17 protein-coding genes and 9 pseudogenes are annotated in these 25,757 nt (G+C 62.2%); 14 read left to right on the top strand and 12 right to left on the bottom strand.

Going from position 1 to position 25,757, the window contains the following annotated elements; genetic code table 11:
- Positions 1 to 103: 103 nt before the first annotated feature.
- Positions 104 to 1,225 (top strand): annotated as a pseudogene (locus shn_RS33375) (DUF4158 domain-containing protein); the annotation flags it as partial.
- Positions 1,226 to 1,246: 21 nt separating this feature from the next.
- Here shn_RS33375 and shn_RS33370 read toward each other — a convergent pair.
- Positions 1,247 to 2,558: pseudogene (locus shn_RS33370) on the bottom strand (IS256 family transposase).
- 56 nt (positions 2,559 to 2,614) lie between these two features.
- Between shn_RS33370 and shn_RS33360 the strand changes: the two are divergent.
- The 5 genes and pseudogenes from shn_RS33360 to shn_RS33340 form a co-directional block, all read left to right on the top strand.
- Positions 2,615 to 4,465 (top strand): annotated as a pseudogene (locus shn_RS33360) (Tn3 family transposase); the annotation flags it as partial.
- A 164-nt stretch (positions 4,466 to 4,629) separates the two neighbouring features.
- A complete protein-coding gene (gene istA / locus shn_RS33355; protein ID WP_084438736.1) occupies positions 4,630 to 6,084 on the top strand; it encodes an IS21 family transposase in 1,455 nt (484 codons plus the stop codon).
- The gene (istB, locus tag shn_RS33350) at positions 6,081 to 6,839 is read left to right on the top strand and encodes an IS21-like element helper ATPase IstB (RefSeq protein ID WP_064334689.1); all 759 of its coding nucleotides are present in this window, start codon (positions 6,081 to 6,083) and stop codon (positions 6,837 to 6,839) included. Before istA (shn_RS33355) ends, istB (shn_RS33350) begins: the two co-directional genes overlap by 4 nt.
- 132 nt (positions 6,840 to 6,971) lie before the next feature.
- Positions 6,972 to 7,562, top strand: a pseudogene (locus tag shn_RS33345) (Tn3 family transposase); the annotation flags it as partial.
- 143 nt (positions 7,563 to 7,705) lie between these two features.
- Entirely contained in the window at positions 7,706 to 8,485 is a 780-nt protein-coding gene (locus shn_RS33340; protein ID WP_064334724.1) for an IclR family transcriptional regulator, read from the top strand.
- A 46-nt stretch (positions 8,486 to 8,531) separates the two neighbouring features.
- Here the strand turns inward: shn_RS33340 and shn_RS33335 are convergent, their stop codons facing one another.
- Positions 8,532 to 9,929, bottom strand: a complete 1,398-nt coding sequence (locus shn_RS33335) for an FAD-binding oxidoreductase (protein ID WP_064334723.1) — start codon at positions 9,927 to 9,929, stop codon at positions 8,532 to 8,534.
- A 216-nt stretch (positions 9,930 to 10,145) separates the two neighbouring features.
- Between shn_RS33335 and shn_RS33330 the strand changes: the two genes are divergently transcribed.
- The 5 genes and pseudogenes from shn_RS33330 (at position 10,146) to dmpG (ending at position 14,997) form a co-directional block, all read left to right on the top strand.
- Entirely contained in the window at positions 10,146 to 11,153 is a 1,008-nt protein-coding gene (locus shn_RS33330; protein ID WP_064334722.1) for a TRAP transporter substrate-binding protein, read from the top strand.
- A gap of 117 nt (positions 11,154 to 11,270) precedes the next feature.
- Positions 11,271 to 11,666: pseudogene (locus tag shn_RS37340) on the top strand (TRAP transporter small permease); the annotation flags it as partial.
- Between the two features lie 82 nt (positions 11,667 to 11,748).
- Positions 11,749 to 13,032, top strand: coding sequence for a TRAP transporter large permease (locus shn_RS33320; RefSeq protein ID WP_064334721.1), 1,284 nt, complete (start codon positions 11,749 to 11,751; stop codon positions 13,030 to 13,032).
- A 16-nt stretch (positions 13,033 to 13,048) separates the two neighbouring features.
- Positions 13,049 to 13,960: an acetaldehyde dehydrogenase (acetylating) gene (locus shn_RS33315; protein ID WP_064334720.1), complete on the top strand. Its 912-nt coding sequence runs from the start codon at positions 13,049 to 13,051 to the stop codon at positions 13,958 to 13,960.
- An 11-nt stretch (positions 13,961 to 13,971) separates the two neighbouring features.
- Positions 13,972 to 14,997 carry a 4-hydroxy-2-oxovalerate aldolase gene (gene dmpG, locus shn_RS33310; RefSeq protein WP_064334719.1) on the top strand — a complete coding sequence of 342 codons (1,026 nt, stop codon included), beginning with the start codon at positions 13,972 to 13,974 and terminating at the stop codon, positions 14,995 to 14,997.
- Between the two features lie 340 nt (positions 14,998 to 15,337).
- On the opposite strand, the pseudogene shn_RS33305 reads toward dmpG, so the two are convergent.
- The 4 genes and pseudogenes from shn_RS33305 to shn_RS33295 all read right to left on the bottom strand — a co-directional run.
- Positions 15,338 to 16,135 (bottom strand): annotated as a pseudogene (locus tag shn_RS33305) (DUF1403 family protein); the annotation flags it as partial.
- 54 nt (positions 16,136 to 16,189) lie between these two features.
- Positions 16,190 to 16,618 carry a hypothetical protein gene (locus tag shn_RS33300; RefSeq protein ID WP_064334718.1) on the bottom strand — a complete coding sequence of 143 codons (429 nt, stop codon included), beginning with the start codon at positions 16,616 to 16,618 and terminating at the stop codon, positions 16,190 to 16,192.
- Positions 16,615 to 16,903, bottom strand: a pseudogene (locus shn_RS35575) (recombinase family protein); the annotation flags it as partial. The gene shn_RS33300 and the pseudogene shn_RS35575, both read right to left, overlap by 4 nt.
- A gap of 43 nt (positions 16,904 to 16,946) precedes the next feature.
- Complete coding sequence (locus tag shn_RS33295; RefSeq protein ID WP_064334717.1) at positions 16,947 to 18,044, bottom strand: IS1595 family transposase; 1,098 nt, start codon at positions 18,042 to 18,044, stop codon at positions 16,947 to 16,949.
- 146 nt (positions 18,045 to 18,190) lie between these two features.
- Here shn_RS33295 and shn_RS33290 point away from each other — a divergent pair, with 146 nt between their 5' ends.
- Positions 18,191 to 18,838 carry a helix-turn-helix domain-containing protein gene (locus shn_RS33290; protein WP_245337556.1) on the top strand — a complete coding sequence of 216 codons (648 nt, stop codon included), beginning with the start codon at positions 18,191 to 18,193 and terminating at the stop codon, positions 18,836 to 18,838.
- Here shn_RS33290 and shn_RS35570 read toward each other — a convergent pair.
- A pseudogene (locus shn_RS35570) lies at positions 18,828 to 19,034 on the bottom strand (transposase); the annotation flags it as partial. The gene shn_RS33290 and the pseudogene shn_RS35570 sit on opposite strands and share 11 nt — an antisense overlap.
- Before the next feature lie 465 nt (positions 19,035 to 19,499).
- Here shn_RS35570 and istA (shn_RS33285) point away from each other — a divergent pair.
- Both istA (shn_RS33285) and istB (shn_RS33280) read left to right on the top strand, forming a co-directional pair.
- Complete coding sequence (gene istA, locus shn_RS33285; protein WP_084437716.1) at positions 19,500 to 20,954, top strand: IS21 family transposase; 1,455 nt, start codon at positions 19,500 to 19,502, stop codon at positions 20,952 to 20,954.
- Entirely contained in the window at positions 20,951 to 21,709 is a 759-nt protein-coding gene (gene istB / locus shn_RS33280; RefSeq protein WP_064328977.1) for an IS21-like element helper ATPase IstB, read from the top strand. The genes istA (shn_RS33285) and istB (shn_RS33280) overlap by 4 nt, the downstream gene beginning before the upstream one ends.
- Positions 21,710 to 21,892: 183 nt before the next feature.
- On the opposite strand, the pseudogene shn_RS35565 reads toward istB (shn_RS33280), so the two are convergent.
- From shn_RS35565 to trbL, 5 genes and pseudogenes are all read right to left on the bottom strand, one after another.
- Positions 21,893 to 22,573: pseudogene (locus shn_RS35565) on the bottom strand (conjugal transfer protein TrbI); the annotation flags it as partial.
- Between the two features lie 66 nt (positions 22,574 to 22,639).
- Positions 22,640 to 23,077: a conjugal transfer protein TrbH gene (gene trbH, locus shn_RS33270; RefSeq protein ID WP_064334714.1), complete on the bottom strand. Its 438-nt coding sequence runs from the start codon at positions 23,075 to 23,077 to the stop codon at positions 22,640 to 22,642.
- 3 nt (positions 23,078 to 23,080) lie between these two features.
- On the bottom strand, positions 23,081 to 23,893 hold the full coding sequence (trbG, locus tag shn_RS33265) for a P-type conjugative transfer protein TrbG (RefSeq protein WP_064334713.1): 813 nt from the start codon (positions 23,891 to 23,893) through the stop codon (positions 23,081 to 23,083).
- A gap of 17 nt (positions 23,894 to 23,910) precedes the next feature.
- Entirely contained in the window at positions 23,911 to 24,573 is a 663-nt protein-coding gene (locus shn_RS33260; RefSeq protein WP_064334712.1) for a conjugal transfer protein TrbF, read from the bottom strand.
- A 24-nt stretch (positions 24,574 to 24,597) separates the two neighbouring features.
- On the bottom strand, positions 24,598 to 25,740 hold the full coding sequence (gene trbL, locus shn_RS33255; RefSeq protein WP_371328645.1) for a P-type conjugative transfer protein TrbL: 1,143 nt from the start codon (positions 25,738 to 25,740) through the stop codon (positions 24,598 to 24,600).
- Positions 25,741 to 25,757 lie beyond the last annotated feature (17 nt).

Raw genomic sequence — 25,757 nt, 5'->3', positions numbered from 1 at the left:
TGACCTGTGGCATGAAACGAAATCCGTCCACAGAATATGTCTCTTTACTGAGCGTTGTCCATGGAATGCAATGGCCTTTTGTGGACGGCCGGAGAGGGCAAAAATGGCGAAACACGAGTTGCTGAGCGACGCCGAGCGGGAGCAGTTGCTGGGTATCCCGCCGGAGCGGGATGACCTCGCCCGACTCTATAGTTTCGAACCAGCAGATATCGATCTGATCCGTCTCCGGCGGGAAGACCGCAATCGCCTTGGCATCGGCCTGCAACTGGCCCTGTTTCGCCACCCCGGCACGACGCTGGCGCAGGTCCTCAATCGCACCACCAGCATACCCGAAGGACTACTTTCCTTCGTTTCCGAGCAACTTGGCATCCCGGCCGAAGCGATTGCGGACTATGCGGCCCGTGAGCAGACGATGACGGACCATGCCCGCGAACTCGCCAACACCCTTGGTCTACGCGTTCCGGCCAGGACCGATATTCCTTTCATGATCGAGATGGCGGCCACTGTGGCATGGTCAACCGACAAGGGCGTCGTGATTGCCGCTGGCGTCATCGATGCCTTGCGTCAGGCGAAGATCCTCCTGCCGTCGATCTCGACGATTGAACGTGCCGGCATTGCCGGTCGCGCGAGGGCGCGAAAGCAGGCCACGCACGCTCTTTTGGCCGGCCTGGGAACGGACCAGCTGGCGGCCCTCGACGCCCTGTTCGTCACCGATCCCGTCACGGGCATCACTCCACTTGCTTGGCTGAAAGCCATACCCGCGGCGGCAAAGCCGGACCATGTCCGCGAGATTCTGGACCGGCTTCGATTTGTGAGGAGGATCGGCATTCCGGCAAAAGCCGGCACCGCCATCCACCCCGACCGCTATCGTCAATTTGTGCGTGAGGGCCGGGCATCGCCCGCTTATCTGATCGAGCGTTATACCGGGTCGCGCCGGCGTGCAACGCTGGTCGCTTTCCTGATCGACCTGGAGGAGCGCCTGACCGACGCGGTGATCGAAATGGCCGACAAGCTGATCGGCAACATGTTCACCCGGGCCAAGAACACGCAGGCCCAGCGCTATGTCGCGACATCGAAGGACGTGTCACGTCTCATGCGGCTGTTTCGCGGCACGATCGACGCGCTCTCCGCGGCGCAGGAAAATGATGTCGACCCGATTGAGGCAATCGATGAATCCGTCGGATGGGCGACCTTGCTCAAGGTCAGGCACGAAGGAGCTATGGTCGGAAATGGGTGACGAGGCCAATCAGGCGGCGCGATGGTCTGGCGCCAGCGAGTCAGCGACGCCGTCGGTGAATTTGACGCCGGCGATGACCCTTGGCAACTGATTTTCGCCCTTCAGCCGGCGCCAGGTTTTGGCAGCGCTCATGACGAGCTTGAAGACCATGAGGCGCGCCGTGTTGTGCGACAGGCTTCCTTTGGTGCGCACCGTGCGGTGCCTGACGGTGGCGAAGACACTTTCGATTGGATTCGAGGTGCGCAGATGGTCCCAGTGTTCGGCCGGGAAGTCGAAGAAGGTCAGTAGCCTCTCACGGTCCTTCGTCAGGCAGTCGACGGCCTTCGGATACTTGGCCTCGTATTTGTCGACGAAGACGGCCATTGCGACCTCGGCAGTCGCCCGATTCGGGGCATCGCGGATCTCCCTGAGATCGGCCTTCATGTTCGGCTGCACCGACTTCGGCACCTTGTTGAGGATGTTGACGAGCTTGTGCTGCCAGCAACGTTGATGGCGGGTCGAAGGGAATATCTCCTCGAGCGCCTTCCAGAAGCCGAGCGCGCCGTCGCCGACGGCAATTTCTGGTGCAATCGAAAGTCCGCGGGCCTTCAGCCCGACGAGCAGTTCGTGCCAGCTCTGGGTGCTTTCGCGCACACCGACCTGAAAGCCGACAAGTTCCTTCTTGCCTTCCGGCGTCGCGCCGATGACGACCAGCATGCAGGCGGCATCGTCCTCCATGCGCGCCTGGAGATAGACCCCGTCGGCCCAGATGTAGACGTAGCGGCGCGCCGACAGGTCGCGGCGCTGCCAGCGATCATAGTCGGCCTGCCACGCCTCCTTCAGCCGCCCGATCACCGAGGGCGACAGGTTCGGCGCCTCCTTGCCGAGCAGTGCGGCAAGCGCCTCCTGGAAGTCGCCGGTGGAGATGCCGCGCAGGTAAAGGACCGGCAGCAGGGCGTCGAGGCTCTTTGTCCGCCGCGCCCATTTCGGCAGGATCGCCGAGGTAAACGTGATGCGCTCCTCGGCCGAGACTTCCAAAGCTCGGTCGCGCAGCTTGGCGCGCTTGACCGCAACCGGGCCGATCCCCGTCTGGATCACCCGTTCCGGCCCATGGCCGTGCCGCAACATTCGGGCCCGTCCATCGGCAAGGCGCTCGTCGGCCATGGCGGCAAGAAACGCCTCGGCTTCCGCCTCCACCGCCTGCGCCAGAAGCCGGCGCGCGCCATCACGCAGAACCGATGTCAGGGGATCGTCGAGCGTGTCGGGGTGCGGAAAGGAAACAACTCTGCTATCTGTCGTCATGGCGTATCGCTCCTCGTGAGGTTCTGGCAGGCTTTGTCACCCGCCTCGATACGCCGCCTTTCTCAGTCCGTCATCACCCAGTTTCCCTCATAGCTCCGGGCGCTGGCGGGCGGATTGTCGGAGGGCCAAAAGCTCGACCTGGACAAACTTCTCGACCCGCGTGAGGGGACGAGCGTCACCGTCCTCGCTTGGGCCAGGACACCGGCATTGTCGCCAGCCGCCGTCAACCTCGACAGGATAGCCGAGCGCATTCGCTTTCTTCGGTCCCTGAATCTACCGGCGACGCTGATGGAGCGCATTCCGGCCGAGGTCTTTGATGAATTCGCCGCGGAGGGGATGCGAATGAGTGCCCAACATCTGCGCGACCTCAACCCCGAACGCCGGCATGCCGTGCTGGCGGCGACGGTACTGTATCTTTCCCGCCACCTGACCGACGGCGCCATCGACATGTTCAAGAAACTCATGGGTATGTTGACGCGGCGGGCCGACAGTCAGGCGGCCGCCCGCGTCACCCGCTCCGTGCGGGAAGTGCAGAAGCCACTGAAGGACGTTTCGAAAGTTTGCCATGCGATCATCAAGGCCAAGGAGAAAGGCGAGGATATCGCCAAGGCGCTCGAACAGGTCGTTCAATGGCCAGCCTTTGCCGCCAGTGTCGAGGCGGTCGACACGCTGATCGCGCCGGATGTCATCGACGGTAAAATCGAAATGCTCCAGCGCTATCCGACGATCCGGAAACTGGCGCCGCAATTCCTCTCGACACTCGTGTTCCGCGGTCACGCCGTAGCGGCGAATCTTTTGCGCGCGCTCTCCGTGATTGCCGATCTCTATCGTACAGGGAAACGAGCAATACCGGACAACGCTCCCATATCCTTCGCGCCGAAAGGCTGGATGCCGCTCGTCCTTCAGGATGGCAGAATCGATCGCAGAGCTTATGAACTCTGCGTGTTCACCGAGCTGAAACGCCGGCTTGATGCCGGCGATGTCTGGGTGGAGGGGGCGAAGCGCTTCCAGTCATTCGAAAGCTTTCTCATTCCCACGCCGACATTCGAGCTGATGCGCGAGGAAGGTCCGCTTCCGGTCGCCGTCGATACCGACGTGGAAACCTATCTCAGCCAGCAGCGCCAGATTCTGAATGATGGATTGGCTGACCTCTCCCGTCTTGCGGCCGCCGGCGAGCTCGATGATGTCGAACTGACCGGGGCTGGTTTCAGCGTCACGCCGCACAAAGCGATGTTTCCGGACATCGCCAAGTCGCTAAAGCCGAGGGTGGAAAGCCGTCTGCCTGCGATCCGCATCACCGATCTTTTGCTCGAGGTGGATGCCCGCACGGGATTTTCCAACGCCTTCACACATCTGCGCACAGGTCGAGGGGCCGACGACAAGCTCGCTTTGCTCACCGCAATTCTGGCGGACGGCATCAATCTTGGCCTGACGAGAATGGCCGATGTTTCGCCCGGATTGACGATGCGTCAGCTCGCCTGGGCACATGACTGGCACATTCGCGAGGAAGGCTACACCGCCGCCCACGCCATCCTCGTCAACGCCCAGAGGCAATTGCCTCTCGCGAAGCTGTGGGGAGACGGAACCACGTCATCTTCTGATGGCCAGTATTTTCCGGCGGGAGGGCATGCCGAGGCGATCGGCGATCTCAACGCGCGGTACGGGCCTAACCCCGGCGCCAAATTCTACCGCTTCACCTCCGACCAGTACGGCGCCTTCTATATCATCGCCATGAACGCCAATGCGAGCGAGGCCATCTATGTTCTCGACGGTTTGCTCTACCACGGCAGCGATCTCGCTATCGAAACGCACTACGTCGATACCGGCGGGGTCAGCGACATCAGTTTTGCGCTTTGCCACCTTGTTGGTTTCCAACTTGTGCCTCGGCTGCGTGGCCTCAAGGATCGCAAGCTGTATCTCTTCCCGGGTGACACGCCTCCCCAAAATTGAGAGCGGCGGTGCAAAATTAGACCACGGTAGCGGCGGGATTGTCCCGCTTCGGGCGGCGTAAAAGTCGGCCACCTATTTTCCTTCTGCAATGAGCGCAGGAGGGCCTGGGGATCTATACCGTGGAACTATATCTGAAGGTTCGACTGGCTTGCTCGGAAGGCATGAGCCGGCGTCAGGCTGCAAAGCATTTCAACATATCGCGCGACAGCGTTTCCAAGATGCTGTCCTATTCGACGCCACCTGGCTATCAGCGACAATCACCGATCCGGCGGCCCAAGCTGGATGCGTTTGTCTCGACGATCGATCACTGGCTGGACGAAGACAGACAAGTGCCGCGCAAGCAGCGCCATACGGCCAAGCGGGTGTTTGACCGGCTTCGAGACGAATGCGGGTTCACTGGCGGCTATACGATCATCAAGGATTACATGCGCGAGCGGGATCAGCGCTGCCAGGAAGTGTTCGTGCCGCTGTCGCATCCGCCCGGCCATGCGCAGGCCGATTTCGGTGAGGCGATGGTGGTCATCGGCGGTGTCGAGCAGAAGGCGCATTTCTTCGTGCTCGACCTTCCGCACAGCGACGGCTGCTACGTGCGGGCCTATCCGGCGGCAGTGGCCGAGGCCTGGGTCGATGGCCATGTCCATGCGTTCGCTTTCTTCGGCGCCGTGCCGCAATCGATCGTCTACGACAACGACCGTTGCCTGGTGGCGAAGATTTTGCCTGACGGCACCCGCAAGCGCGCGACGTTGTTCAGCGGCTTCCTGTCCCACTACCTTATCCGGGATCGCTATGGCCGTCCCGGCAAGGGCAACGACAAGGGGAACGTCGAGGGTCTCGTCGGCTATGCCCGACGCAACTTCATGGTGCCGATCCCGCAGTTTGCGACATGGGAGGCGTTCAACACCTTTCTGGAGGAGCAGTGCCGGAAGCGCCAGCGCGACAGGCTGCGCGGCGAGAGCGAGACGATCGGCGAGCGCTTGCGGCGCGATCTGGCTGCCATGCGCGCCTTGCCAGCCTCGCCATTTGATGCCTGCGACCAGGCAAGTGCCAAGGTGACGGCGCAGTCGCTGGTGCGCTACAAGACCAACGACTATTCCGTCCCGGTCGCCTATGGCCATCAGGATGTGTGGGTGCGCGGCTATGTCAACGAAGTGGTCATCGGTTGCCGTGGCGAGATCATCGCCCGCCATCCTCGGTGCTGGGAACGGGAAGACGTCGTCTTCGATCCTGTCCATTACCTGCCGCTGATCGAGCAGAAGATCAATTCTCTGGATCAGGCAGCGCCCCTCCAGGGCTGGGACTTGCCGCAAGAGTTCGCTACGCTGCGCCGGTTGATGGAAGGCCGCATGGCCAAGCACGGCCGGCGTGAGTACGTGCAGGTCCTCCGCCTGCTGGAGAGCTTCGAACTCGCCGATCTGCATGCGGCGGTGAAGCGGGCCCTGCAACTCGGAGCCATCGGCTTCGACGCGGTCAAGCATCTGATCCTGTGCCGGGTGGAACGCCGGCCGCCCAGACTGGACCTGTCCATCTACCCCTACCTGCCGAGGGCGACGGTCGAGACGACATCGGCGAAGGCGTATATGCGTCTCCTGTCGTCGGATGCGGGAGAAGCCGCATGAACACCGAAGCACCCGAGATCCTTCTCACCCATTATCTCAAAACCCTGAAGCTGCCGAGTTTCCAGCGCGAGTACCAGAAGCTGGCCCGGCTGTGCGCCACCGAAGGCGTCGATCATGTCGGATACCTCACCCGGCTTGCCGAGCGGGAGATGATCGAACGGGACCGTCGCAAGGTCGAGCGTCGCATCAAGGCGGCCAGGTTCCCGGTCGTCAAAAGCCTCGACAGTTTCGACTTCGCCGCCATCCCAAAGCTGAACAAGATGCAGGTGCTGGAACTGGCGCGCTGCGAATGGATCGAGCGCAGGGAGAACGTTATCGCTCTCGGCCCCAGCGGCACGGGCAAGACCCATGTGGCGCTCGGCCTCGGCCTGGCCGCCTGCCAGAAGGGCCTGTCCGTTGGGTTCACGACAGCGGCCGCACTGGTCAGCGAGATGATGGAGGCGCGCGACGAGCGGCGTCTCATCCGGTTCCAGAAGCAGATGGCCGCCTACCAGCTGTTGATCATCGATGAACTGGGCTTCGTGCCGCTGTCAAAGACCGGCGCGGAATTGCTGTTCGAGCTGATCTCGCAACGATACGAGCGAGGCGCGACCCTGATCACCAGCAACCTTCCTTTTGACGAATGGACGGATACCTTGGGGTCCGAGCGCCTGACCGGCGCTTTGCTCGACCGCATCACCCATCACGTCAGCATCCTCGAGATGAACGGCGACAGCTATCGTCTCGCCCAAAGCCGCGCCCGAAAGGCCGGCTGACACCCTTCGAAAATCGCAACGCGCGCATGAGACCCCCGCTCGGGCCTAAGCCCTCCCGGCGGTCTCATGCGCGCGCCACAAGTGGCCGACTTTTGCGCCGCCGCGTGGCAGGATTTTACTCCGCCGTTGACACCCCAAAATCTCGCGTCCCTCGTCGGCGACCCCATCAATGTCGAGCGAATCAAGGCAAACTGGAATGATATCCTCCGCCTCGTTACGACGATCCGCTCTGGCCAAGTCCGGCCTTCGACCTTGCTGGCGAAGCTGTCCGCCTTTCCGCGTCAAAACGGACTGGCGCTCGCGCTTCGCGATATCGGACGCATCAACAGGTCCATCTTCCTGCCGCAGTGGTGGCAGAACCCCGAAATGCGCCGAAACGCTACCGCTGGCCTCAACAAGAGCGAAGCCCAGAACACCCTGGCCCGCGCGCTGTTCTTCAATCGCCTTGGAGAACTGCGGGACAGGACCTTCGAGAGCCAGTTCTATCGGGCGTCCGGGCTGAACCTGCTCATCAATGCCATCGTCTACTGGAATACGCTCTATCTCGAACCGGCTTTCGCCGAGCTCAATCGTGAAGGCATCGCCACGCCTCCGGATGTGATCAAACATATCACCCCGCTCGGCTGGCAGCATATCAGCCTGACCGGAGATTACATCTGGACCCCGACGGACAGCCCCGATCTCAGGCCGCTCCGGCGAGAAACATCCATCCTCGCTGCATGATCACCATATGTTCTCAAATGTCGGACAGATCCACCACTTTCGTGTCGTGACGCCTATACTGGCATCCAAGTCCCTGATGGACGGCTCTTTCATGTCTGCCAAGAGGCGGTTAGAAAGGGGCGCAATTTTCAGAGAGGGTCGTCATGGCTGCCGAGGCGGGCGAGGACGAAAAAGAGCGTGCACCGCGCAGCCAGACATTGGTGCGAGGGCTCGAGATCATCGACGCCGTGGCCGATCGCGCGCGCTCAATCGCCGAGATCGCGGCAATGACGGGGCTTACCTACAGCACGGTGCATCGAATAGTGTCGGTATTGCTGGAGCGACGCTATCTCAAGGCCGATAACACGCGCGAGTTCTGCCTAGGGCCGCGTCTGATCGAACTCGGTTTTGCCGCCTATTCCCAGACCGACCTTGTGCGCATTGCACGGCCGTGGCTCGAAAATCTGTCACGCGAGACGCGCGACACGGTGCATCTTGCGCAACTCGACGGCTGGGAGGTCGCCTATCTGGACAAGTTGCGCGGCGCCCGCCCGGTCGAGATCAGTTCGCGGATCGGCGGACGCAAGCCGGTTATCTCCACCGGCGTGGGCAAGGCGCTGATGCTGGACGAACCCGAGGCGACGTTGTCGCGGCTCTATCAGCGCGACCACCACCTCCTGCCTGGCGGCACGACCGAAGCGGACTGGCTGCAGTTGATGGCATCATACCGCACCGGTGGCTACTCCTACGACCTGGGCGAGGACGAGCCGTCAATTCGCTGCGTGGCCGCCCCTATCCGTGATGCCACCGGGCGGATCATTGCAGCAGTCTCGGTCTCCTCGACGCTGGAATACATGTCGCCGGAGCGAATGCGCAATCTGGTGCCGGAAGTGCAGCGCGTGGCCCAGGCCATCTCCACCGATCTCGGCGCGCGGCCGCGATGAGCCCCGCCCTCTTTCATCAGGCTCTCGAGCCTCGGACCGGTGAGGCTCAGAGCACCTTGCCGGGGTTGAGGATACCCTTGGGATCGAGGCTCTTCTTCAAATGACGTAGCATCGCCAGCTCGTTTTCCGAGCGGCTTTGGGCGAGCCAGGGCTTCTTGTGCAGCCCGATTCCGTGCTCGGCAGAGACGGAGCCACCATAGGTCCGGATGATCTCGTAGACCGTCTTTTCGATGCCGTGGCCGGTCGGATCGATATCAGAGATAGGACCGGCAACAAGATGGATGTTGCTGTCGCCGGCATGGCCGAAGAAGATGACCTGAAGCGCGGGAAAGGCCGCCTCCAGGGCGGCGCGGATTTCGTCAACGCAGTCACCGATGCGGGCGAGCGGTACCGAGACGTCGAAATTGATCGTCGGCGCCCTACGGGACAGGATCTCGGCAACGCCGTCGCGCAGCGACCAGAATGCCTCAACCTCACGCTGCGACTGCGCCACGGCGGCGTCGATCACAAGCTCGGCCTCGAAGGCCGTCTCCAGCATCGCCTCGAAACCCGGTCGTTCGGCATCGGCATTGGCGCCCTGCATCTCGATCAGGGCATAGAGGGCATGGTCGGGTGCGACCGGCGCCCGCTGTCCCGTTTCTGCGAGAACGGCACGATAGTAGTCGTTCCACATCAGCTCAAAGGCGGTCACCCGGCCGGACAGTTCCCGCTGCGCATGGCGCAGCAGTCCTGCCGCGGCCTCGAAATCGGCAACCGCCACCAGCGCGGCATTGGCGCCGCCGACGCCCGGATGAAGCTTGAGCACGGCGCGGGTGATCACGCCCAGCGTGCCTTCCGAGCCGATAAAGAGATGCTTCAGGTCCAGCGCCGCATTGTTTTTCGGCATTCGGTTCATCATCGGCAGGATTGTGCCGTCAGCGAGCACGACCTCCAGCCCCAGGACTAGTTCGCGCGTCATGCCATAGCGTATGACGCGGTTGCCACCGGCATTGGTGGCGATATTGCCGCCGATCTGGCAGGAGCCGCGCGCGCCGAGATCGAGCGGAAAGGATAAGCCCGCGTCAAGGGCCGCCTCCTGAATGCGCTGCAGGATGCAGCCCGCGCCGACGACCATCAAGCCGGAAGCGACATCGATTTCCTCGATGCGATCCAGTCCGGCAAGCGAAAGCAGCACGGCCCCTTCGGAAGGAACCGCGCCGCCGGCAAGCCCCGAGCGGCCACCCTGCGGCACAACAGGCGTGTCGTAGCCCTGGCAGAGCCGCATGACCGCGGCCACAGCATCGGTATCGCGCGGCGTCACCAGCGCAAGCGGCGTTCCGCCGAGTTCGTCGCTCCAATCGCGTAAGGCCACGTCGGGGATGTCATTGCCAACCTTCAGTTGGCTTGCACCCACCGCTCGTTCCAGCGCGGTGACGAGGCCTGCCGTTGATCTCTCGCGTTGCATAGGTCCCTCCCGGTCTATCCGTTCGCTCATATCTCGCGCCAAATTGCACATATTGCAAATTGATTTTACTATTTGACAAAGATTTGCGCCTCTGATTATTTCAGCCGCGCTGGGGGAGGAGCGGAGGCACGCGCCTTGCGCCCGGGTCCACGACAAAGCCCGCCAGGAGCCAGAACGAAGACCGGCAACGGTTTTTGCATCACAGGGAGGACAGACATGTCGCTTACAAAAGCCGCGCACACGCTGCGCGCAGGTTTCGTTGCCGCATTCGCATCGGCCGCACTCTTCAGCACCACCGTTTCCGCAGAACCGGAGATCACCTTCCGCGCAGCCCATTCCTCGACACCTTCGTCGACCGGTCACAAGGCGTTCGAGTTCCTCGACAAGGAGCTGCGCGAGAAGTCCGGCGGCCGCATCGGTCTCGAAATCTTCCCGAACTCGCAGCTCGGCGGCGAGCGCGAACTGGTCGAAAACATCCAGTTCGGCAATGTCGACCTGACCTTCGTGTCGTCGGCACCGGTCGCATCCTTCGCCCCGCAGTTCTTCGCCTTCGACATTCCGTTCCTGTTCAAGGATCGCGAGCAGGCTTACAAGGTGCTCGACGGTGACGTCGGCAAGGAAATCCTCGCTTCGCTGAACGACAAGGGCATGGTCGGTCTGGCCTATTGGGAAAACGGCTTCCGCCAGCTGACCAACAACAAGAAGGAAATCCGCTCACCGGACGACCTCGCCGGCATGAAGATGCGCACCATGGAAAACGAGGTGCACATCGCCGCCTGGCGTGCCGAGGGCGCGAACCCGGCGCCGCTCGCCTTCAACGAGCTGTTCACCGCCCTTCAGCAGGGCACGTTCGACGCGCAGGAAGGCCCGATCAATCTCTTCTACGACATGAAGTTCAACGAGGTGCAGAAGTTCATCTCGAAGACGAACCACATCTATTCGCCCTGGCCGCTGCTGGCCAATCCGGACAAGCTCGCCAGCCTCTCCGATGAAGACCGCGCGATCTTCGATGCCGCCGTGAAGGCTGCCACCGACTACCAGCGTGGCCTTGCCAAGGCCGCCGACGACAAGGCCGAGGCCGCCATGACCGACGTGAAATTCACGACGCTCACCCCGGAAGAGCTGAAGGCCTTCTCCGACAAGGTCGCCCCGATCGTCGACCTCGTGAAGCAGAAGGCTGGTGCCGATCTCGTCGATCGCCTTCTGGCTGCCGCCGGCAAGTAAGACCGAGATTGCTGACCCGGCGGAGCCTTCCGCCGGGTTATGCCGTCTTCCAATCAGCCCCATTTACATTTCTAACTGGCGCCCGCAGGCCGACGCGGCGGGACGCGGGAGGAGCTCATGCTCAAACTCGTCGATGAGCATGTCGAGGAAGCGATCGTCGTTGGTCTTATGGCCATGATGTCCGCGCTGATCGGCGTGCAGATCTTCATGCGCTACGTGATGGGCGCTTCCTTGTCATGGTCGGAAGAGCTGTCCCGCTACTTCTTCATCTGGGCCACCTATGTGGGGATCGCCTACGCGGTGCGCAAGGACGCCCATATCCGCGTGACCATGGCCACGGATCTCCTGTCTCCGCGCGGGCAGGCCGTGATGCGCATCGTCAGCCACATCATCTTCGGCGCCTTCGCGATCTTCGTCATGTACCAGGGCTGGTTCATGGTCGAGAAGACCTTCCGCTTCGGCCAGAAGTCCGCCTCGCTCGGTGTCCCCATGGGAATCATCTATCTCGCACCATTTACCGGCTTCCTGCTCGTCGTTCTGCGGCTGATCCAGGCGATCGTCATCGATCTGCGCGCCGCCGGCCAGGGGGGGGCCGATGATCTCGCTCATTCTATTCGGCCTGCTGGCGCTTCTTCTGCTGCTTTCTGTTCCGATCGCCATCTCCCTGGGTATCGCCTCGACGGTGGCGCTGATCGTGTCCGGCAAGGTGTCCGGATCCTATGTGCCGCAGGGGCTGGTCACCTCGATCGACAGCTTCCCCCTGATGGCGGTCCCCTTCTTCATCCTCGCCGGTGACCTGATGGGCCAGGGCGGCCTGTCGCAGCGCCTTATCAATGTCGGCCGCATGTTCTTCGGTCGCTATACCGGCGGCATGGCGATCATCGCCGTTGTCACCTGCATCTTCTTCGCCGCCATTTCCGGCTCCGGACCGGCGACGGTTGCCGCCGTCGGCGCCATTCTGCTGCCAGCCATGGCCAGGGACGGCTACAGGCCCAGCTTCTCCTCCGGCCTGGTGGCCTGCTCCGGGTCGCTCGGCGTCATCATTCCGCCGTCGATCCCGATGGTGATCTATGCGACCTCGGCCAACGTCTCGGTGTCGAAGATGTTCATGGGCGGCGTGGTTCCCGGTCTGCTGATCGGATTTGCGCTGATCGCCTATGCGTGGCTACAGTCCAGGAAGGACGGCCAGAAGCCGGGTGACTATCGCCCGACGGGCCGCGAAATGCTCGCCGTTCTCAATGATGCAAAATGGGCGCTGATGGTTCCCGTCATCATTCTCGGCGGTATCTATGGCGGTATCTTCACGCCGACCGAGGCTGCGGCTGTCGGCGTCATTTATGGGTTCATCGTCGGCACCTTCGTCTATCGCGAACTGAAGCTGAAGGATCTCTACAAGATCTTCGCGGGGTCTGCGCTGACATCCGCGACCATCATGCTGATCGTCGGCACCGCGACCATCTTCGGCCGGGCGCTGGCGATCGAGGGTGTCCCGGTCATGCTGGCCAACGCCATCACGTCCGCCGTGGACCAGGCCTGGCTGCTTCTGCTCGCGATCAACGTCATCCTGCTGATTGTCGGCACCTTCATGGAAACGATCGCCGCGATCATCATCCTGACGCCGATCCTCCTGCCGCTGGTGACCGCGCTGGGCGTCAGCGCCGAGCACTTCGGTATCGTCATGATCGTCAACCTTGCCATCGGCATGATCACCCCGCCCGTCGGCGTCAATCTCTTCGTCGCCTCGCGCGTGTCTGGCCTGTCGCTGGAGACGGTCGTCAAGGGTGCGATCACGCCGATGCTCGTCATGATCGCCGTGCTCCTCATCATCACCTATGTGCCCGCGCTCTCGCTGGCGCTGCCCGCCTTCTTCGGAATGTAAGTCAAAGGAATCCAACATGAGCAGCAAACTCAAGGCGGTCATCATCGGCCCCGGCAATATCGGTACCGATCTCCTGATGAAGATGAAGCGTTCCGAATGGGTGGAGCCGGTCTGGATGGTCGGCATCGACCCGAGCTCGGAGGGGCTGAAGCGGGCCATCGACATGGGCGTGAAGGCCTGTGCCGCCGGCGTGGACGGCATCCTGGAACACGTCATCTCCGACGATATCCGCGTCGCCTTCGATGCCACCTCGGCCTATGCGCATGCGGAAAACTCGCGCAAACTCAACGAGCTCGGCGTCATCATGGTGGACCTGACGCCGGCGGCGATCGGCCCCTTCTGCATTCCGCCGGTCAATCTCGCGGATCACGCCAAGAAGCTCGAGATGAACGTCAACATGGTCACCTGCGGCGGCCAGGCGACGATTCCGATGGTGGCAGCGGTGTCGCGCGTACAGCCGGTCGAATATGGCGAGATCGTCGCAGCGGTCTCATCCCGTTCCGTCGGCCCAGGTACGCGCAAGAACATCGACGAATTCACCCGCACGACCGCCTCGGCCATCGAGAAGGTCGGTGGCGCAAAGCGCGGCAAGGCTATCATCATCGTCAATCCCGCCGAGCCGCCGCTTCTGATGCGCGACACGGTGCATGTGCTGACCGAAGGCGAGCCGGACCAGGCCGCGATCACCGAAAGCGTGAAGGCCATGGTGGCCGAGGTGCAGAAGTATGTACCCGGCTACAAGCTGGTGAACGGTCCGGTGTTCGACGGCCGCCGCGTCTCCATCTACCTCGAGGTCGAGGGCCTTGGCGACTTCCTGCCGAAATATGCCGGCAATCTCGACATCATGACGGCGGCCGCGCTTCGCACCGCCGAGCTTTTTGCCCAGGAGGCGGCCAATGGCGTCGTCACCCTGCCGGCCCGCGGCTGAGGAGAAGAACCATGAGCATTGAAGGTCGCAAGATCACCCTTCACGAAATGAGCCTGCGCGACGGCATGCACGCCAAGCGCCACCAGATTTCCCTCGAGCAAATGGTCGCCATCGCCACGGCCGCCGACGAGGCGGGCATGCCGTGGATCGAGGTAACCCATGGCGACGGCCTCGGCGGCGCCTCGGTCAACTATGGCTTCGCTGCCCACACGAATGCGGACTATCTGCGCGCCGTCGTGCCGAACCTGAAGCAAGCGAAGGTCTCCGCGCTTCTTCTCCCGGGCATCGGCACCGTGGACATGCTGAAGGAAGCCATCGACTGCGGCATTTCCGGCGTGCGGGTCGCCACCCACTGCACCGAGGCCGATTGCGCCGAACAGCACATCACCTATGCCGCCAAGACCGGTCTCGACACCGTCGGCTTCCTGATGATGTCGCACCGCGCCGGCCCGGAGAAGTTGGTCGAGCAGGCCCTGCTGATGGAAAGCTACGGCGCCAACTGCGTCTATTGCACCGATTCCGCCGGGCATATGCTGCCGGACGACGTGACGGCCCGCATCTCCGCGATCCGCGGCGCACTGAAGCCTGAGACCGAGCTCGGCTTCCACGGTCACCACAATCTCGGCATGGGCATCGCCAATTCGGTCGCCGCGGTTGCCGCCGGTGCAAACCGTATCGACGGGGCGATCGCCGGACTCGGCGCCGGTGCCGGCAATGCCGCGACCGAACTGCTGGTCGCCGTGTTCGAGCGCATGGGGGCTCAGACGGGCGTCGATCTGTTCAAGATCATGGACGTCGCAGAGGATCTTGTCGTTCCGATGATGGACCGGCCGATCCGCGTCGATCGCGGATCACTGGTGCTCGGCTATGCCGGCGTCTATTCCTCGTTCCTGCTGTTTGCCGAACGCGCCGAGAAACGCTACGGCGTGCCGGCCCGTGATCTGCTGCTTGAACTCGGACGTCGCGGCATGGTCGGTGGTCAGGAAGACATGATCGAGGACCTGGCACTGACGATGTCGCGGCAGAAAACCGCCTGACAGGTCGACCGCCCCGATCGCCGGGACAGTTTCCGCCGGCGATTGATTGCCGGCGGACAAGGCGTCCTCGGCGCACCGTGAATGACACCGAAATGCTCGTCCGGTATGGCGGGCAGTTCTGGAGGGTGGGAAGATCGGGCGGGGGAACGGCAAGTGAACCCGCCTATGGGATCGCTAACGAGGGAAAAACCGGCCGTTCGCCTGGCCGCGATGTCGCACCGTGCTCTAAGTCTTGAGGCTGGCTGTGCCCCACGGTGCGATCGCGCTCCAGCTATCTCGCAAGGAAGCCGCCATCTACCGGCAGCGTATGCCCGGTGATCATCGCGCTTTGCGCGGACAGTCACAACCCGTAAATGCGGAACGAAGGTCGACCTGAGAGCTCGCGCACGGCGCCAAATCTTTCCAGCCGTTCGAACAGTCGCGTGGCGGCCCAGCGGGAGAGATTGCCGCCGGGCGCCGTGGCCGGCACGGCATCCTCCTCAAACAGTCTTGCGATGACCGCGCCGGCGCCCTTGGTGCGCACCTTCGGCGCGGTGGCGAGAAGAGCGTCCGCGCGTCGGGCGATTTCGCCGGCCGAGCGCAGCGCAGCACCTGCGCCTTCGACCAGTGCGACGCAGACGGCACGCGGGAAGGCGGACTCGCTCGGCCGCACACGCCCCCTTCCCCCAAGCATGCGAAACGCCGTGCCGTAACGTTCCGCCATCAGCAGAGGAACCGGACACTTCCATTTCAACATCGCGGCGATCAGCATGTCGGCGAGCGCCCAGGCCAGCGGCTCGGCATCCGGGCGATCGCTGCAGATCGCCGAAACGAGGTCCGCCGCGGCGAAGGGCGCCAGCCGGCCCGACTGCAATGCGCCGTCGGCATGGTCGACCGCGGCGGCAAGAGCGTCGTCCCAGGCCAGCCCCAACAGATCGGCAAGCTCAGCCACCGCTTTCGACGAGAAGGCGGGGTTTCGGGTGGAAAGCCTTTTGGTGGCCAAAAACACTCGCCCGGCCGGGCCGGGATCGCCGCCTGCGGCCGTCAGCAGAACCGCGTCGCGCAGAGCTGCCTCATCCTCGCCGCGGCCCATCAGCCGGACGGCAACCGCGGCGCATTTCAAGGCCTGGCGCGCGCGCCAGCAGCCGGCCCAGATAGGCCTAATCGGCCCGAAGCTGCGATTTTGGCCAACTCACGGAACAATCAGAGAACTTCACGGCTTTTTCGCCTTTGCTTGCAGAAGCATAGCGACATTTTCGGCGGTGAACTTGAAGCCGCGCCTGTCGGGAATGCGCTCGGCGGAGATGGGGTATTTCGGTCGCTTCGGGTCGATGCCAGTTATCCGGAACCTGTCGCTTCCGGTGGTGAACTCGCGTCCGAAGTCGGAAGCCGCCAGGCCGTAATGTTCGGCCAGATAGGCGAACATGTCCTTTTCCAGGTTGAACGCTGTGCCGTCGGATGCGGGAATGCTGACGCGGAACGCGGGTTCAAAGGCAAAGCCTGCGTCCATGCCGTGCCATCCGGCGCTTTCGACAACCAGGCCATGATCGGCGGCGACCTTCCGGCAGGCTTCGAGCATGCGGGCCTGAATCTCTTCACATGTCGCTGGCGTCAGCCGAGTGATGCGCCTTTGTTTTGTCATCTGTCCTTCCGCACCTGATAAACGGTTCCGCGCAAGATGCCGAGATCACGGGCGATTTGCGTCGGGCCATGACCTTGCTTCAGCCTTTGGAGGATCTCGGTCGATTTTCGGAGGACGGCCCTTGTAGGTGCCGCGCTTTCTGGCTGCCGCGATCCCCTCGGCTTGGCGTTCCCGCCGCAGGTTGGTCTCGAACTCGGCGAAGACACCGAGCATGTCGAAGAATGCCTTGCCGGCGGCGGTCGAGGTGTCGATGGGCTGCTCGGTTGCGTAGAGATGCGCGCCTTTGGGGGTCGGAACAAGATCTGCTCGAAATCGTACGCGGCCTTTATCAACCAAAGACAGCGACCGAAGACTTAATGATGATACCGCCGTCATGGCTACGGCGCATTTGGCGGCCGATAGCAGCACGGAACACCTGCTGCAATTGTAGTGCAGGCGGTACACGTGACCAGAGAGTTTTCGTCGTTTCCTTGCCGCTCCGGCTTTTCCGCACCACCTGGCTGACCGCAATGCGTTGTGACCAACGGAAGCCGATTTCGTGAAAGTAGAGATCGGCAAGTTCCGGGCTGATGTGATGAAAAACGCCCGCAATGGTTCGGCGAACACGCGCATTGAATCCTTCAGCGGAATTAACGTGTACGGCATTCCGGACATATTCACCGCTGGAATGGTTGACGGTCTCGTGCATGGAAAAGCTTTCGCCAATAGCAACGAATGCCTTTGCCTCGTCGCTCATCAAATGTGCATCCAACTCAACTTGTGTCTCTACTGCTCGGACTGCGGCGCGCAATGAAAGGCCAGACACGACAGCAGCGCGCGCATCGCCCGCATTTGAGCCGGGAGTGATGTCTGCCGGGCGCTGAACGATTGCCATGACCGGCGTCTTCTCTGTTTTCACCTTTCCTTTGCGGCCTCGGCCGGGCGGCGGATTGTCGGGATGCTTTCTGGGATTGCCCCCGAGATAGAAATGGTCAATTTCGACCGTGCCGTCGAGCATGTGCTCACGCGCCACCATGAGGCGCAACGCATGGCCCATCCGCCAGGCCGTTGGCTGACTTACCCCGAGCACCTCGGCGAGACGAACCGAGGATAAGCCTTTATCCGACTGCAACAACAGCCACATCGCCTTCAGCCAGATGTGCAAGGGTAGCTTCGTCGCATGCAAGGGCGTGTGGGTTGTCACGGTGAACTGGAAGCGGCAATCACCGTTGGAACATTGGTAGAGACCCGGGCGGGCTCGGCGCTTGCCCGTATCCCGACCAGCAATCGCGATTGAACGTTTGTAACCGCAAGCAGGGCAAATCCTGCCATTTCGCCAAACCATGCTTTCCAGAATGCGCCGGCATTGCTCTTCATCGCCGAACGCGACAACCATGTCGTCAAGTGTTCGAATCTCAGAAAGGGCCGCGAGCATGGTTTCGGACATCGTCATCCTCCTTCGGAACACCCAAAGAATCGCACAGTGAATGCTTGATTACAAGGATTTCGCTGTCTTTGGTTGATAAAGACCGCGTACGATTTTCTGCAAATCTTGTTCCGACCCCACCAAGGCGGCGAGTTGTTGAGTTGGCGATGAGCGAACAGGAGATCGAAACGTTGACGGCTCTTTCGCGGTCTCGAAGCGAGCCGGCGAGCCGGGTATCGCGGGCAGCCATGCTGCTGGCCTACCGCGAGAACCCGTCGTTCTTTGCCGTGGGACGAAAACTTGGGGTGCATCATCAGACGGTCCAGCGCTGTGTTGAGCGGGCCGAGAGCCATGGCCCGCTTTCGGCACTCGACGACCGGCCGCGGCCGGGCAAGGAGCCGGTGATCACGCCGGAGGCCAAGGCCTGGCTGGTGTCTTTGGCGTGTGACAAGGCCAAGGACCATGGCTATCCGCACGAACTGTGGACGACGCGGCTGCTGGCCCGCCATGCGCGTGAGCACGGACCGGGGGCCGGGCATCCGTGTCTGGCCCGTCTGGTTCAGGGCACGGTGAGCAAGCTTCTTGGCCAGGAGGAGATCAAGCCGCACAAGATGCGCTATTATCTGGAACGTCGCGATGCCGAGTTCGAGCAGAAGATGGCACAGGTCTTGTGTGTCTATCGCGAGGTCCAAGTTCTGAAAAAGGCCGCCGCCAGGTCGAACAGATCGGGCAAGCGGGTTGCGATCGTCTCTTATGACGAGAAGCTGGGACTGTCGGATTTTTTGTGCCTGAGGCCCGTTTCCGTCAGTTGCTGACGAACCTTTCGCCGAATGCGACGGCGAATTGCGTCTTGGCCTCGAACCACTCTCGCGGCGGCCGTTTCCATTGCTCGGCCGCGTGATTGAGCACCAGATATAGCAGCTTCATTGCCGCTTCGTCACTGGGGAAGTGTCCGCGGGTGCGTACGGCCCGCCTCAGCTTGGAGTTCAGCGCTTCAATCGCACTCGTAACCGGTATGAGATTCCTGGTGCCGAAGTCCGGCTGCGGTGAATCAATTCGCAGCGTATGGTGCGACCATCCGGGACAGAGGCACCGGGAGCACGAAGGTGCGGGCAGGCCGATGCACACGATGAGCTGCGAGCTCGTATTAGTAGCTGGCCGCCTCTGCGACTCGCCCGGTTGCGCCGCGAGCGCGAATCCGTAGTTGTCGTGTCGCCCGCCGCTCCCGTCGTCAACCTGATGGACAGGAGGCGCGCATGCGACGCGTTATCGGAATGGATATCCACCGAACCTTCGGCGAGGTGGTTTTCTGTGAGAGCGGCGGTGCAAAAGTCGGCCACGGTAGCGGCGGCATAATGCTGCTGCGGGCGGAGTAAAATCCGGCCACCTATCTTCCTTCTGCAATGATCGCAGGAGGGACAGGGGATCTACACCGTGGAACTATATCTGAAGGTTCGTCTGGCTGTTTCGGAAGGGATGACGCAGCGTCAGGCGGCGAAGCATTTCAACATATCGCGCGACAGCGTGGCGAAGATGGTGTCGTATTCGACGCCACCCGGTTACCAGCGGCGATCACCGATCCGGCGCCCGAAGCTGGATGCGTTTGTTTCGACGATCGAGCATTGGCTCGACGAGGACCTGAAGGTGCCGCGCAAGCAGCGCCATACCGCCAGGCGGGTATTTGACCGCCTGCGCGACGAGTGCGGGTTCACCGGCGGCTACACGATCATCAAGGACTACATGCGCGAGCGGGATCAGCGCCGGCAGGAAGTGTTCGTGCCACTTGCCCATCCGCCGGGCCACGCGCAGGCCGATTTCGGCGAGGCGATGGTGGTGATCGGTGGTATAGAGCAGAAGGCCCGCTTCTTCGTGCTGGATCTTCCGCATAGTGATGGCTGCTATGTTCGGGCCTATCCGGCGGCGGTGGCCGAGGCCTGGGTGGACGGTCACATCCATGCATTCGCCTTCTTCGGGGGCGTGCCGCAATCGATCGTCTATGACAACGATCGCTGCCTTGTTGCCAAGATCCTGCCCGACGGCACCCGCAAGCGGGCGGCGTTGTTCAGCGGCTTCCTGTCCCACTACCTGATCCGCGATCGATATGGCCGTCCCGGAAAGGGCAATGACAAAGGGAATGTCGAGGGCCTTGTGGGCTACGCCCGGCGCAACTTCATGGTGCCGATCCCGCAGTTTGCGACATGGGATGCGTTCAACGCCTTTCTGGAGGAGCAGTGCCGCAAACGCCAGCGCGACAGGCTGCGCGGCGAGAGCGAGACGATCGGCGAGCGCCTGCAGCGGGATTTGGCGGCCATGCGTCCATTGCCGGCATCACCCTTCGATGCCTGCGATCAGGCCAGCACAAGCGTAACGGCCCAGTCTCTGGTACGCTACAAGACCAACGACTATTCCGTGCCTGTCGCCTACGGTCATCAGGACGTCTGGGTGCGGGGCTATGTCGACGAGGTGGTGATCGGCTGCCGTGGCGAGATCATTGCTCGCCATCCGCGATGCTGGGATCGGGAAGACGTCGTCTTCGACCCTATCCACTACCTGCCGCTGATCGAGCAGAAGATCAATTCTCTGGATCAGGCTGCACCTCTCCAAGGCTGGGACCTGCCCGGAGAGTTCGCCACACTGCGTCGCCTGATGGAAGGTCGCATGGCCAAGCATGGGCGGCGGGAATACGTGCAGGTTCTGCGCCTGCTGGAAAGCTTCGAACTCGCCGATCTGCATGCGGCCGTTAAGCAGGCCATTCAACTCGGCGCGATCGGTTTCGATGCGGTGAAGCATCTGATCCTGTGCCGGGTCGAGCGCCGGCCACCGCGGTTGGATTTGGCGATCTATCCTTACCTGCCACGGGCGACGGTCGAGAAGACCTCGGCAAAGGCGTATATGCGCCTCCTGTCGCCTGATGCGGGAGAAGCGGCATGAGCACTGAAGCACCCGAGATCCTGCTCGCGCACTATCTCAAGGCCCTGAAGCTGCCGACCTTCCAGCGCGAGCACCAGAAGCTGGCCCGGCTATGCGCAACCGAGGGCGTCGATCACGTCGGCTACCTGTTCCGGCTTGCCGAACGGGAAACGATCGAGCGGGATCGCCGCAAGGTCGAACGCCGGATCAAGGCGGCCAAATTCCCTGTCGTCAAAAGCCTCGACAGTTTCAACTTCGCCGCCATCCCCAAGCTCAACAAGATGCAGGTGCTGGAACTGGCGCGCTGCGAATGGATCGATCGGCGCGAGAACGTCATCGCTCTCGGTCCCAGCGGCACGGGCAAGACGCATGTGGCTCTCGGCCTCGGCCTGGCCGCCTGCCAGAAGGGCTTGTCCGTCGGCTTCACCACGGCCGCCGCCCTGGTCAGTGAGATGATGGAGGCGCGTGATGAGCGGCGTCTTCTCCGCTTCCAGAAGCAAATGGCGGCCTACAAGCTACTGATCATCGACGAGCTGGGCTTCGTCCCGCTATCAAAGACCGGCGCGGAGTTGCTGTTCGAGCTGATCTCGCAACGCTATGAGCGCGGTGCCACCCTGATCACCAGCAATCTGCCTTTCGACGAATGGACCGAAACCCTGGGATCCGAGCGTCTGACCGGCGCCCTGCTCGATCGCATCACCCACCACGTCAACATCCTCGAGATGAACGGCGACAGCTACCGTCTCGCCCAAAGCCGCGCCCGAAAGGCCGGCTGAAGCCTTCTCTGAAAATCGCCGCGCGCGCCTGAGACCCCCGCTCGGGCTACGCCCTCCCGGCGGTCTCAGGCGCGCGCCAAGGTGGCCGACTTTTGCTCCGCCCCGTGGCCGGTTTTTACTCCGCCGTTGACAAAGGTCGGAATTGAGACCGGTGATCAATGTGGCGGGAATAACCGAGCCGCGTTTCAGCTCGTAAGGCGAAAACTGGGGTGCGACCTTGTTCGGCAGATAGCCGAGGTCCTTGATGTCCTGGTTGAAGAAGTCCTCCTTAGAGGTCTGGGCGTTCGGATCAACGTTCTGGCCCATCAGGCCTGATTTCATGGCAGCGGCGTAGAGGTCCGAGGCATTGTTGGCTGTTGCAGTCGCCGTCTGCCGGCCCGTGTCCGCGGAATTGTTGGCAGCCTTCTCGACGTCGGAAATATCCACCTTCAATGGCGAGTCCAAAGCCGTTGCCCGCGCCTGCAGCCGGGCCATGCGCTGGCGCTGCGCCTCGCGGATATATTGCTCATCCTGCTCACGCTTCAAACGGGCTCTCCATTCCTCTTCGGATTCGAGCTTCGGGCGTCGTTGTTCTCTTTCCGTCGGCCGGCGGTCGACAACAGGTGTTTCCTTCTCGATCTTCTGCTCGACAGTGGGCGTCGGTTGAAACACCTCGCGGTCCACCGGCTCGCCAATGATGCCGTCGGTGACGCCGCGCTTGAGTTGGTCTCCGAAGTTCGTCGCCGGCGTATTCGAGGCGCTGTCGATATCGTTGTTGCGATTAAAGGGGAGCCCGCGCCACGACAGGCCGATCACGACCACGCCGACGAACAGTGCGATGATGACGATGGCGATGATGATCGGCAGCCGATTGAGGCGGCGCATGCCCTTCTGATCGTCAGCCTGATTGGAGGCGCCGAGCTGGAGCGATTGGACCATTCTCACCTCCCCTCAGTTGCGCTGCATGATGGAGAGCGGGCTTGCCGGCGTGGCGCCGTCCGCCGTCGCGGTGTACGCCCGGCCGAGGGCAATAGACGGCGTCGAGAGCCGCGCAAGCAACTGACCGTCGACGCCATCGACCGAATAGGCGAGCTCGACTGGTTTGACATCCTTGGCAACCTTGCCGTCGGTGATGACCGTGTAGCCCCATCCTTTCAGCGCGGCCTCGAGCGCTGTCGCGAAGTCGGAGGAGTCTTTGTCCATTTTGAGCGTCGTCGCGCCTGCCGGACCGATCTGCTCGGCGAGCCGGCTCGCCATGTCGCCGGCGATGGCGCTTGCGGCTGGGCCGGTGACGGCGACCGGGGTGGAACTGGTGGTCAATCCGTCCTCGGCCGTCTGGCAGCCTGAAATCAGCGTGGCGGTGATGACGGTGACGAGAAGCTTGCGCATGGCTCAGCCTCCCCGCCGGATGGTGATTTTCTGCTGGCGCCAGCCGACGCCGGAGACGAGGATCGCTTTGTCGATCGCATAGTCGACGATCATCATGTCGTTCTTCATCCGGTAGTTGACGATGCGGTTCTGGCCGCCGCTGACGACGAAGAGCACCGGTGCGTCCTGGCTCGAGACCGATTTCGAGAATTGAATGTATGTTTTCACGCCATCCGAATAGACGCGCTTCGGCTTCCATGACGCGCTCCCGCTCACCGAGTAGGAGAAGTTCAGTTTGTCGGGTGCCGTCCCAGGAATGCCGCCGGTCTCAAGCCGGGAATTGATGTCGGCGAGCTTGGTCGAGACGTCCTCCGGATATTCGAAGCCGACGCGAGCCATGTACTGGCTCGGATGGGACTTTAGCTGAATATGATAGGTGCGGCGCGATGTCGTGACCACCATCGAAGTAATGAGACCAGGCTCCGATGGCTTGACGATCAGGTGGATCGCCTGCCCGCCAGTGGCGCCCGAGGTCGCGGGCTCGACCTTCCATCGCACGGTGTCCCCAACCAGGACATCCCGGACAATCTCGCCGCCCTGGAGTTCGATGTCGCAGACTTGCAGGGGTGAGCAGACGACGGACGGCTGCGTTTCGCCAAAGAGGAAGATGACCTTGCCATCGGGGCCGGTCGTCACCAGTCCTGATGTGCCACGCCACTTCCTGGAAATGTTCGTGCCTTTCATCTCGTTCGTCGTCATGCTCTGCGCCTCAGCGCCGCCCACAAAGACGAGTCCGGCTAGGCAGCCGGCGGCCGCGATCAATCCTGTTCTGTGCATTGAGAAATTCCCTGCCCCTAAAGCTGTGCCGTCCAGTCAAAATCCCGGACATAAAGGCCGATCGGATTGAGGCGGATGGTGGCCTCGTCCTGCGGCGCGGTGAGCGTAACCGTCGCGATCCCGCGGAACCGGCGCGTGCCGGTTTCCTTGCCCTTCCGGTCCCTTTCGTATTCGGTCCAGTCGATCTGATAGGTCTGGTTCGACAGCGCCACGATGTTGTTCACCTCGATGGCGACAGTCGACGATTTCGCCTTCTCGAATGGCGAATTGCCGCGGAACCAGGCGTTGATCTTCTCAGTCGATGGATCAGACGTCCTGAGGAGTGCGTAGGTTCGGTCGATATATTGTTTCTGCACGACGGCATCCGGTGTGATCGAACGGAAGCTCGTGACGAAATTACCGAGCGTGGCGCGCACTACCCGAACGTCGGCATATTCGATCTGTTGAGGGTAGCCGGCGGTCACTGCGGTCCCGAGTTTGTCGACCTCGACGATGTAAGGAACCAGTCTCACCTGGGTGCTCAGGTACATCGCGTACCCGAAGCCGATTACGGCCATAGTCAGGCCGAGGATACCGACGATCCGCCATGCGGCGGCGGACTGCACATAGGAACCGTATCGCTCGCTCCATTCCTGGCGTGCGGCAAGATACGGGTTTTCGGGGGCGCGGTTCGCTGCCATCGATCGATCACTTTCCGGTTGCTGTTAGTCTTTGCGTTCGGGAGACGGCTTTGGTCCGCTGTGGCCGCTACGAGCCTCGTCCAGCTTGGCGTTGGCAAGCCCGAGGATCGATCCAGCGTACGCTCCTGGCGAACCGATGGCCTTTTCCTTGGCCGCGGAGCCTGCGGCCTTCCCGGCAGACCCGATCCCAGCACCGAAACCTCGAAGAGCCGCACCAGCGACCGATGAACCTGCGGCTCGGGCAGCCTGACCCGCCGCGAAGCCTGCCCCTGCGGCGCCCGCCGCAAGGAACCCGGCGCCGGTGGCGAATGATGCCGCCTGCCCGCCATGTCTGATCGCCTCCATCCCGCCCGAGACGGACGCGCCCTGAACGACACCCTGCATGATGTTCGGCACGTAGATAGCGACAATGAAGACGACGACCGCGATACCGGCGATCGCGAGTGCCGTCTGGAATTGGTCCCCGATGTCAGGTTCGTTTGCCAATCCAATCAGCACTTCCGATCCGATACGGGAAATCATGACAAGTGCCATGAGCTTCATGCCGACCGAGAATGCGTAGACCAGATATCGGACCGCAAAGTCCTTCGTATAGGACGAGCCGCCAAGCCCCAACATGATCATACCGGCAAGCAGTCCGATATACATTTCCACCATGACAGACACGAAAATCGCGGCGACGAGCGAGAACGAGATAACCACGACGACCATGGCAAAAGCAGCCGAGATCGCCAGCGCATTGTCCTCGAATAGACCGAACTGAATCTTCTCCGACATCTTCATTGCAACCGCGAGCCCGGCATTGAAGACGTCGGCTGGCGACGCAGTGCCGCCTCCGGCGCCAATCTGGAATAGGCTGTCGACCACCGCCTTGGCGAAGGTGGGGCCCTGTGCCAACACGAAAGCGAAGAAGCCGACGAACATGATCCGCCGGACAAGCTCGGCGAACCAGCTGTCGAGCGATGCGGCTTGGATGGCGAGCCAGACTGCGGCCAGGCCAATCTCAATCGTTGCCAGGATCCAGAACAGCGACTTTGCCGCATCCATGACGGTCGATTCCCAACCCTTTGCGGCCGTTGTGATCTGGCTTTGCAACGAGGTCAGCACCGAACCTTCCTGCGCGAGTGCTGGCTGCGCCGCCAGCACGCAGACGGTGGTGAGCAGCATGACCGATCGAAGCCGCT

Source organism: Shinella sp. HZN7, from assembly GCF_001652565.1.
GTDB classification, from domain to species: Bacteria; Pseudomonadota; Alphaproteobacteria; order Rhizobiales; family Rhizobiaceae; genus Shinella; species Shinella granuli.
This window is presented reverse-complemented; position numbering and strand designations above follow the sequence as displayed.

Coding starts and splice junctions, on each gene's coding strand:
- istA (WP_084438736.1), top strand. CDS start 4,630: ATGAGCCGGCGTCAGGCTGCAAAGCATTTCAACATATCGCGCGACAGC.
- istB (WP_064334689.1), top strand. CDS start 6,081: ATGAACACCGAAGCACCCGAGATCCTTCTCACCCATTATCTCAAAACC.
- shn_RS33340 (WP_064334724.1), top strand. CDS start 7,706: ATGGCTGCCGAGGCGGGCGAGGACGAAAAAGAGCGTGCACCGCGCAGC.
- shn_RS33335 (WP_064334723.1), bottom strand. CDS start 9,929: ATGCAACGCGAGAGATCAACGGCAGGCCTCGTCACCGCGCTGGAACGA.
- shn_RS33330 (WP_064334722.1), top strand. CDS start 10,146: ATGTCGCTTACAAAAGCCGCGCACACGCTGCGCGCAGGTTTCGTTGCC.
- shn_RS33320 (WP_064334721.1), top strand. CDS start 11,749: ATGATCTCGCTCATTCTATTCGGCCTGCTGGCGCTTCTTCTGCTGCTT.
- shn_RS33315 (WP_064334720.1), top strand. CDS start 13,049: ATGAGCAGCAAACTCAAGGCGGTCATCATCGGCCCCGGCAATATCGGT.
- dmpG (WP_064334719.1), top strand. CDS start 13,972: ATGAGCATTGAAGGTCGCAAGATCACCCTTCACGAAATGAGCCTGCGC.
- shn_RS33300 (WP_064334718.1), bottom strand. CDS start 16,618: ATGACAAAACAAAGGCGCATCACTCGGCTGACGCCAGCGACATGTGAA.
- shn_RS33295 (WP_064334717.1), bottom strand. CDS start 18,044: ATGTCCGAAACCATGCTCGCGGCCCTTTCTGAGATTCGAACACTTGAC.
- shn_RS33290 (WP_245337556.1), top strand. CDS start 18,191: ATGAGCGAACAGGAGATCGAAACGTTGACGGCTCTTTCGCGGTCTCGA.
- istA (WP_084437716.1), top strand. CDS start 19,500: ATGACGCAGCGTCAGGCGGCGAAGCATTTCAACATATCGCGCGACAGC.
- istB (WP_064328977.1), top strand. CDS start 20,951: ATGAGCACTGAAGCACCCGAGATCCTGCTCGCGCACTATCTCAAGGCC.
- trbH (WP_064334714.1), bottom strand. CDS start 23,077: ATGCGCAAGCTTCTCGTCACCGTCATCACCGCCACGCTGATTTCAGGC.
- trbG (WP_064334713.1), bottom strand. CDS start 23,893: ATGCACAGAACAGGATTGATCGCGGCCGCCGGCTGCCTAGCCGGACTC.
- shn_RS33260 (WP_064334712.1), bottom strand. CDS start 24,573: ATGGCAGCGAACCGCGCCCCCGAAAACCCGTATCTTGCCGCACGCCAG.
- trbL (WP_371328645.1), bottom strand. CDS start 25,740: ATGCTGCTCACCACCGTCTGCGTGCTGGCGGCGCAGCCAGCACTCGCG.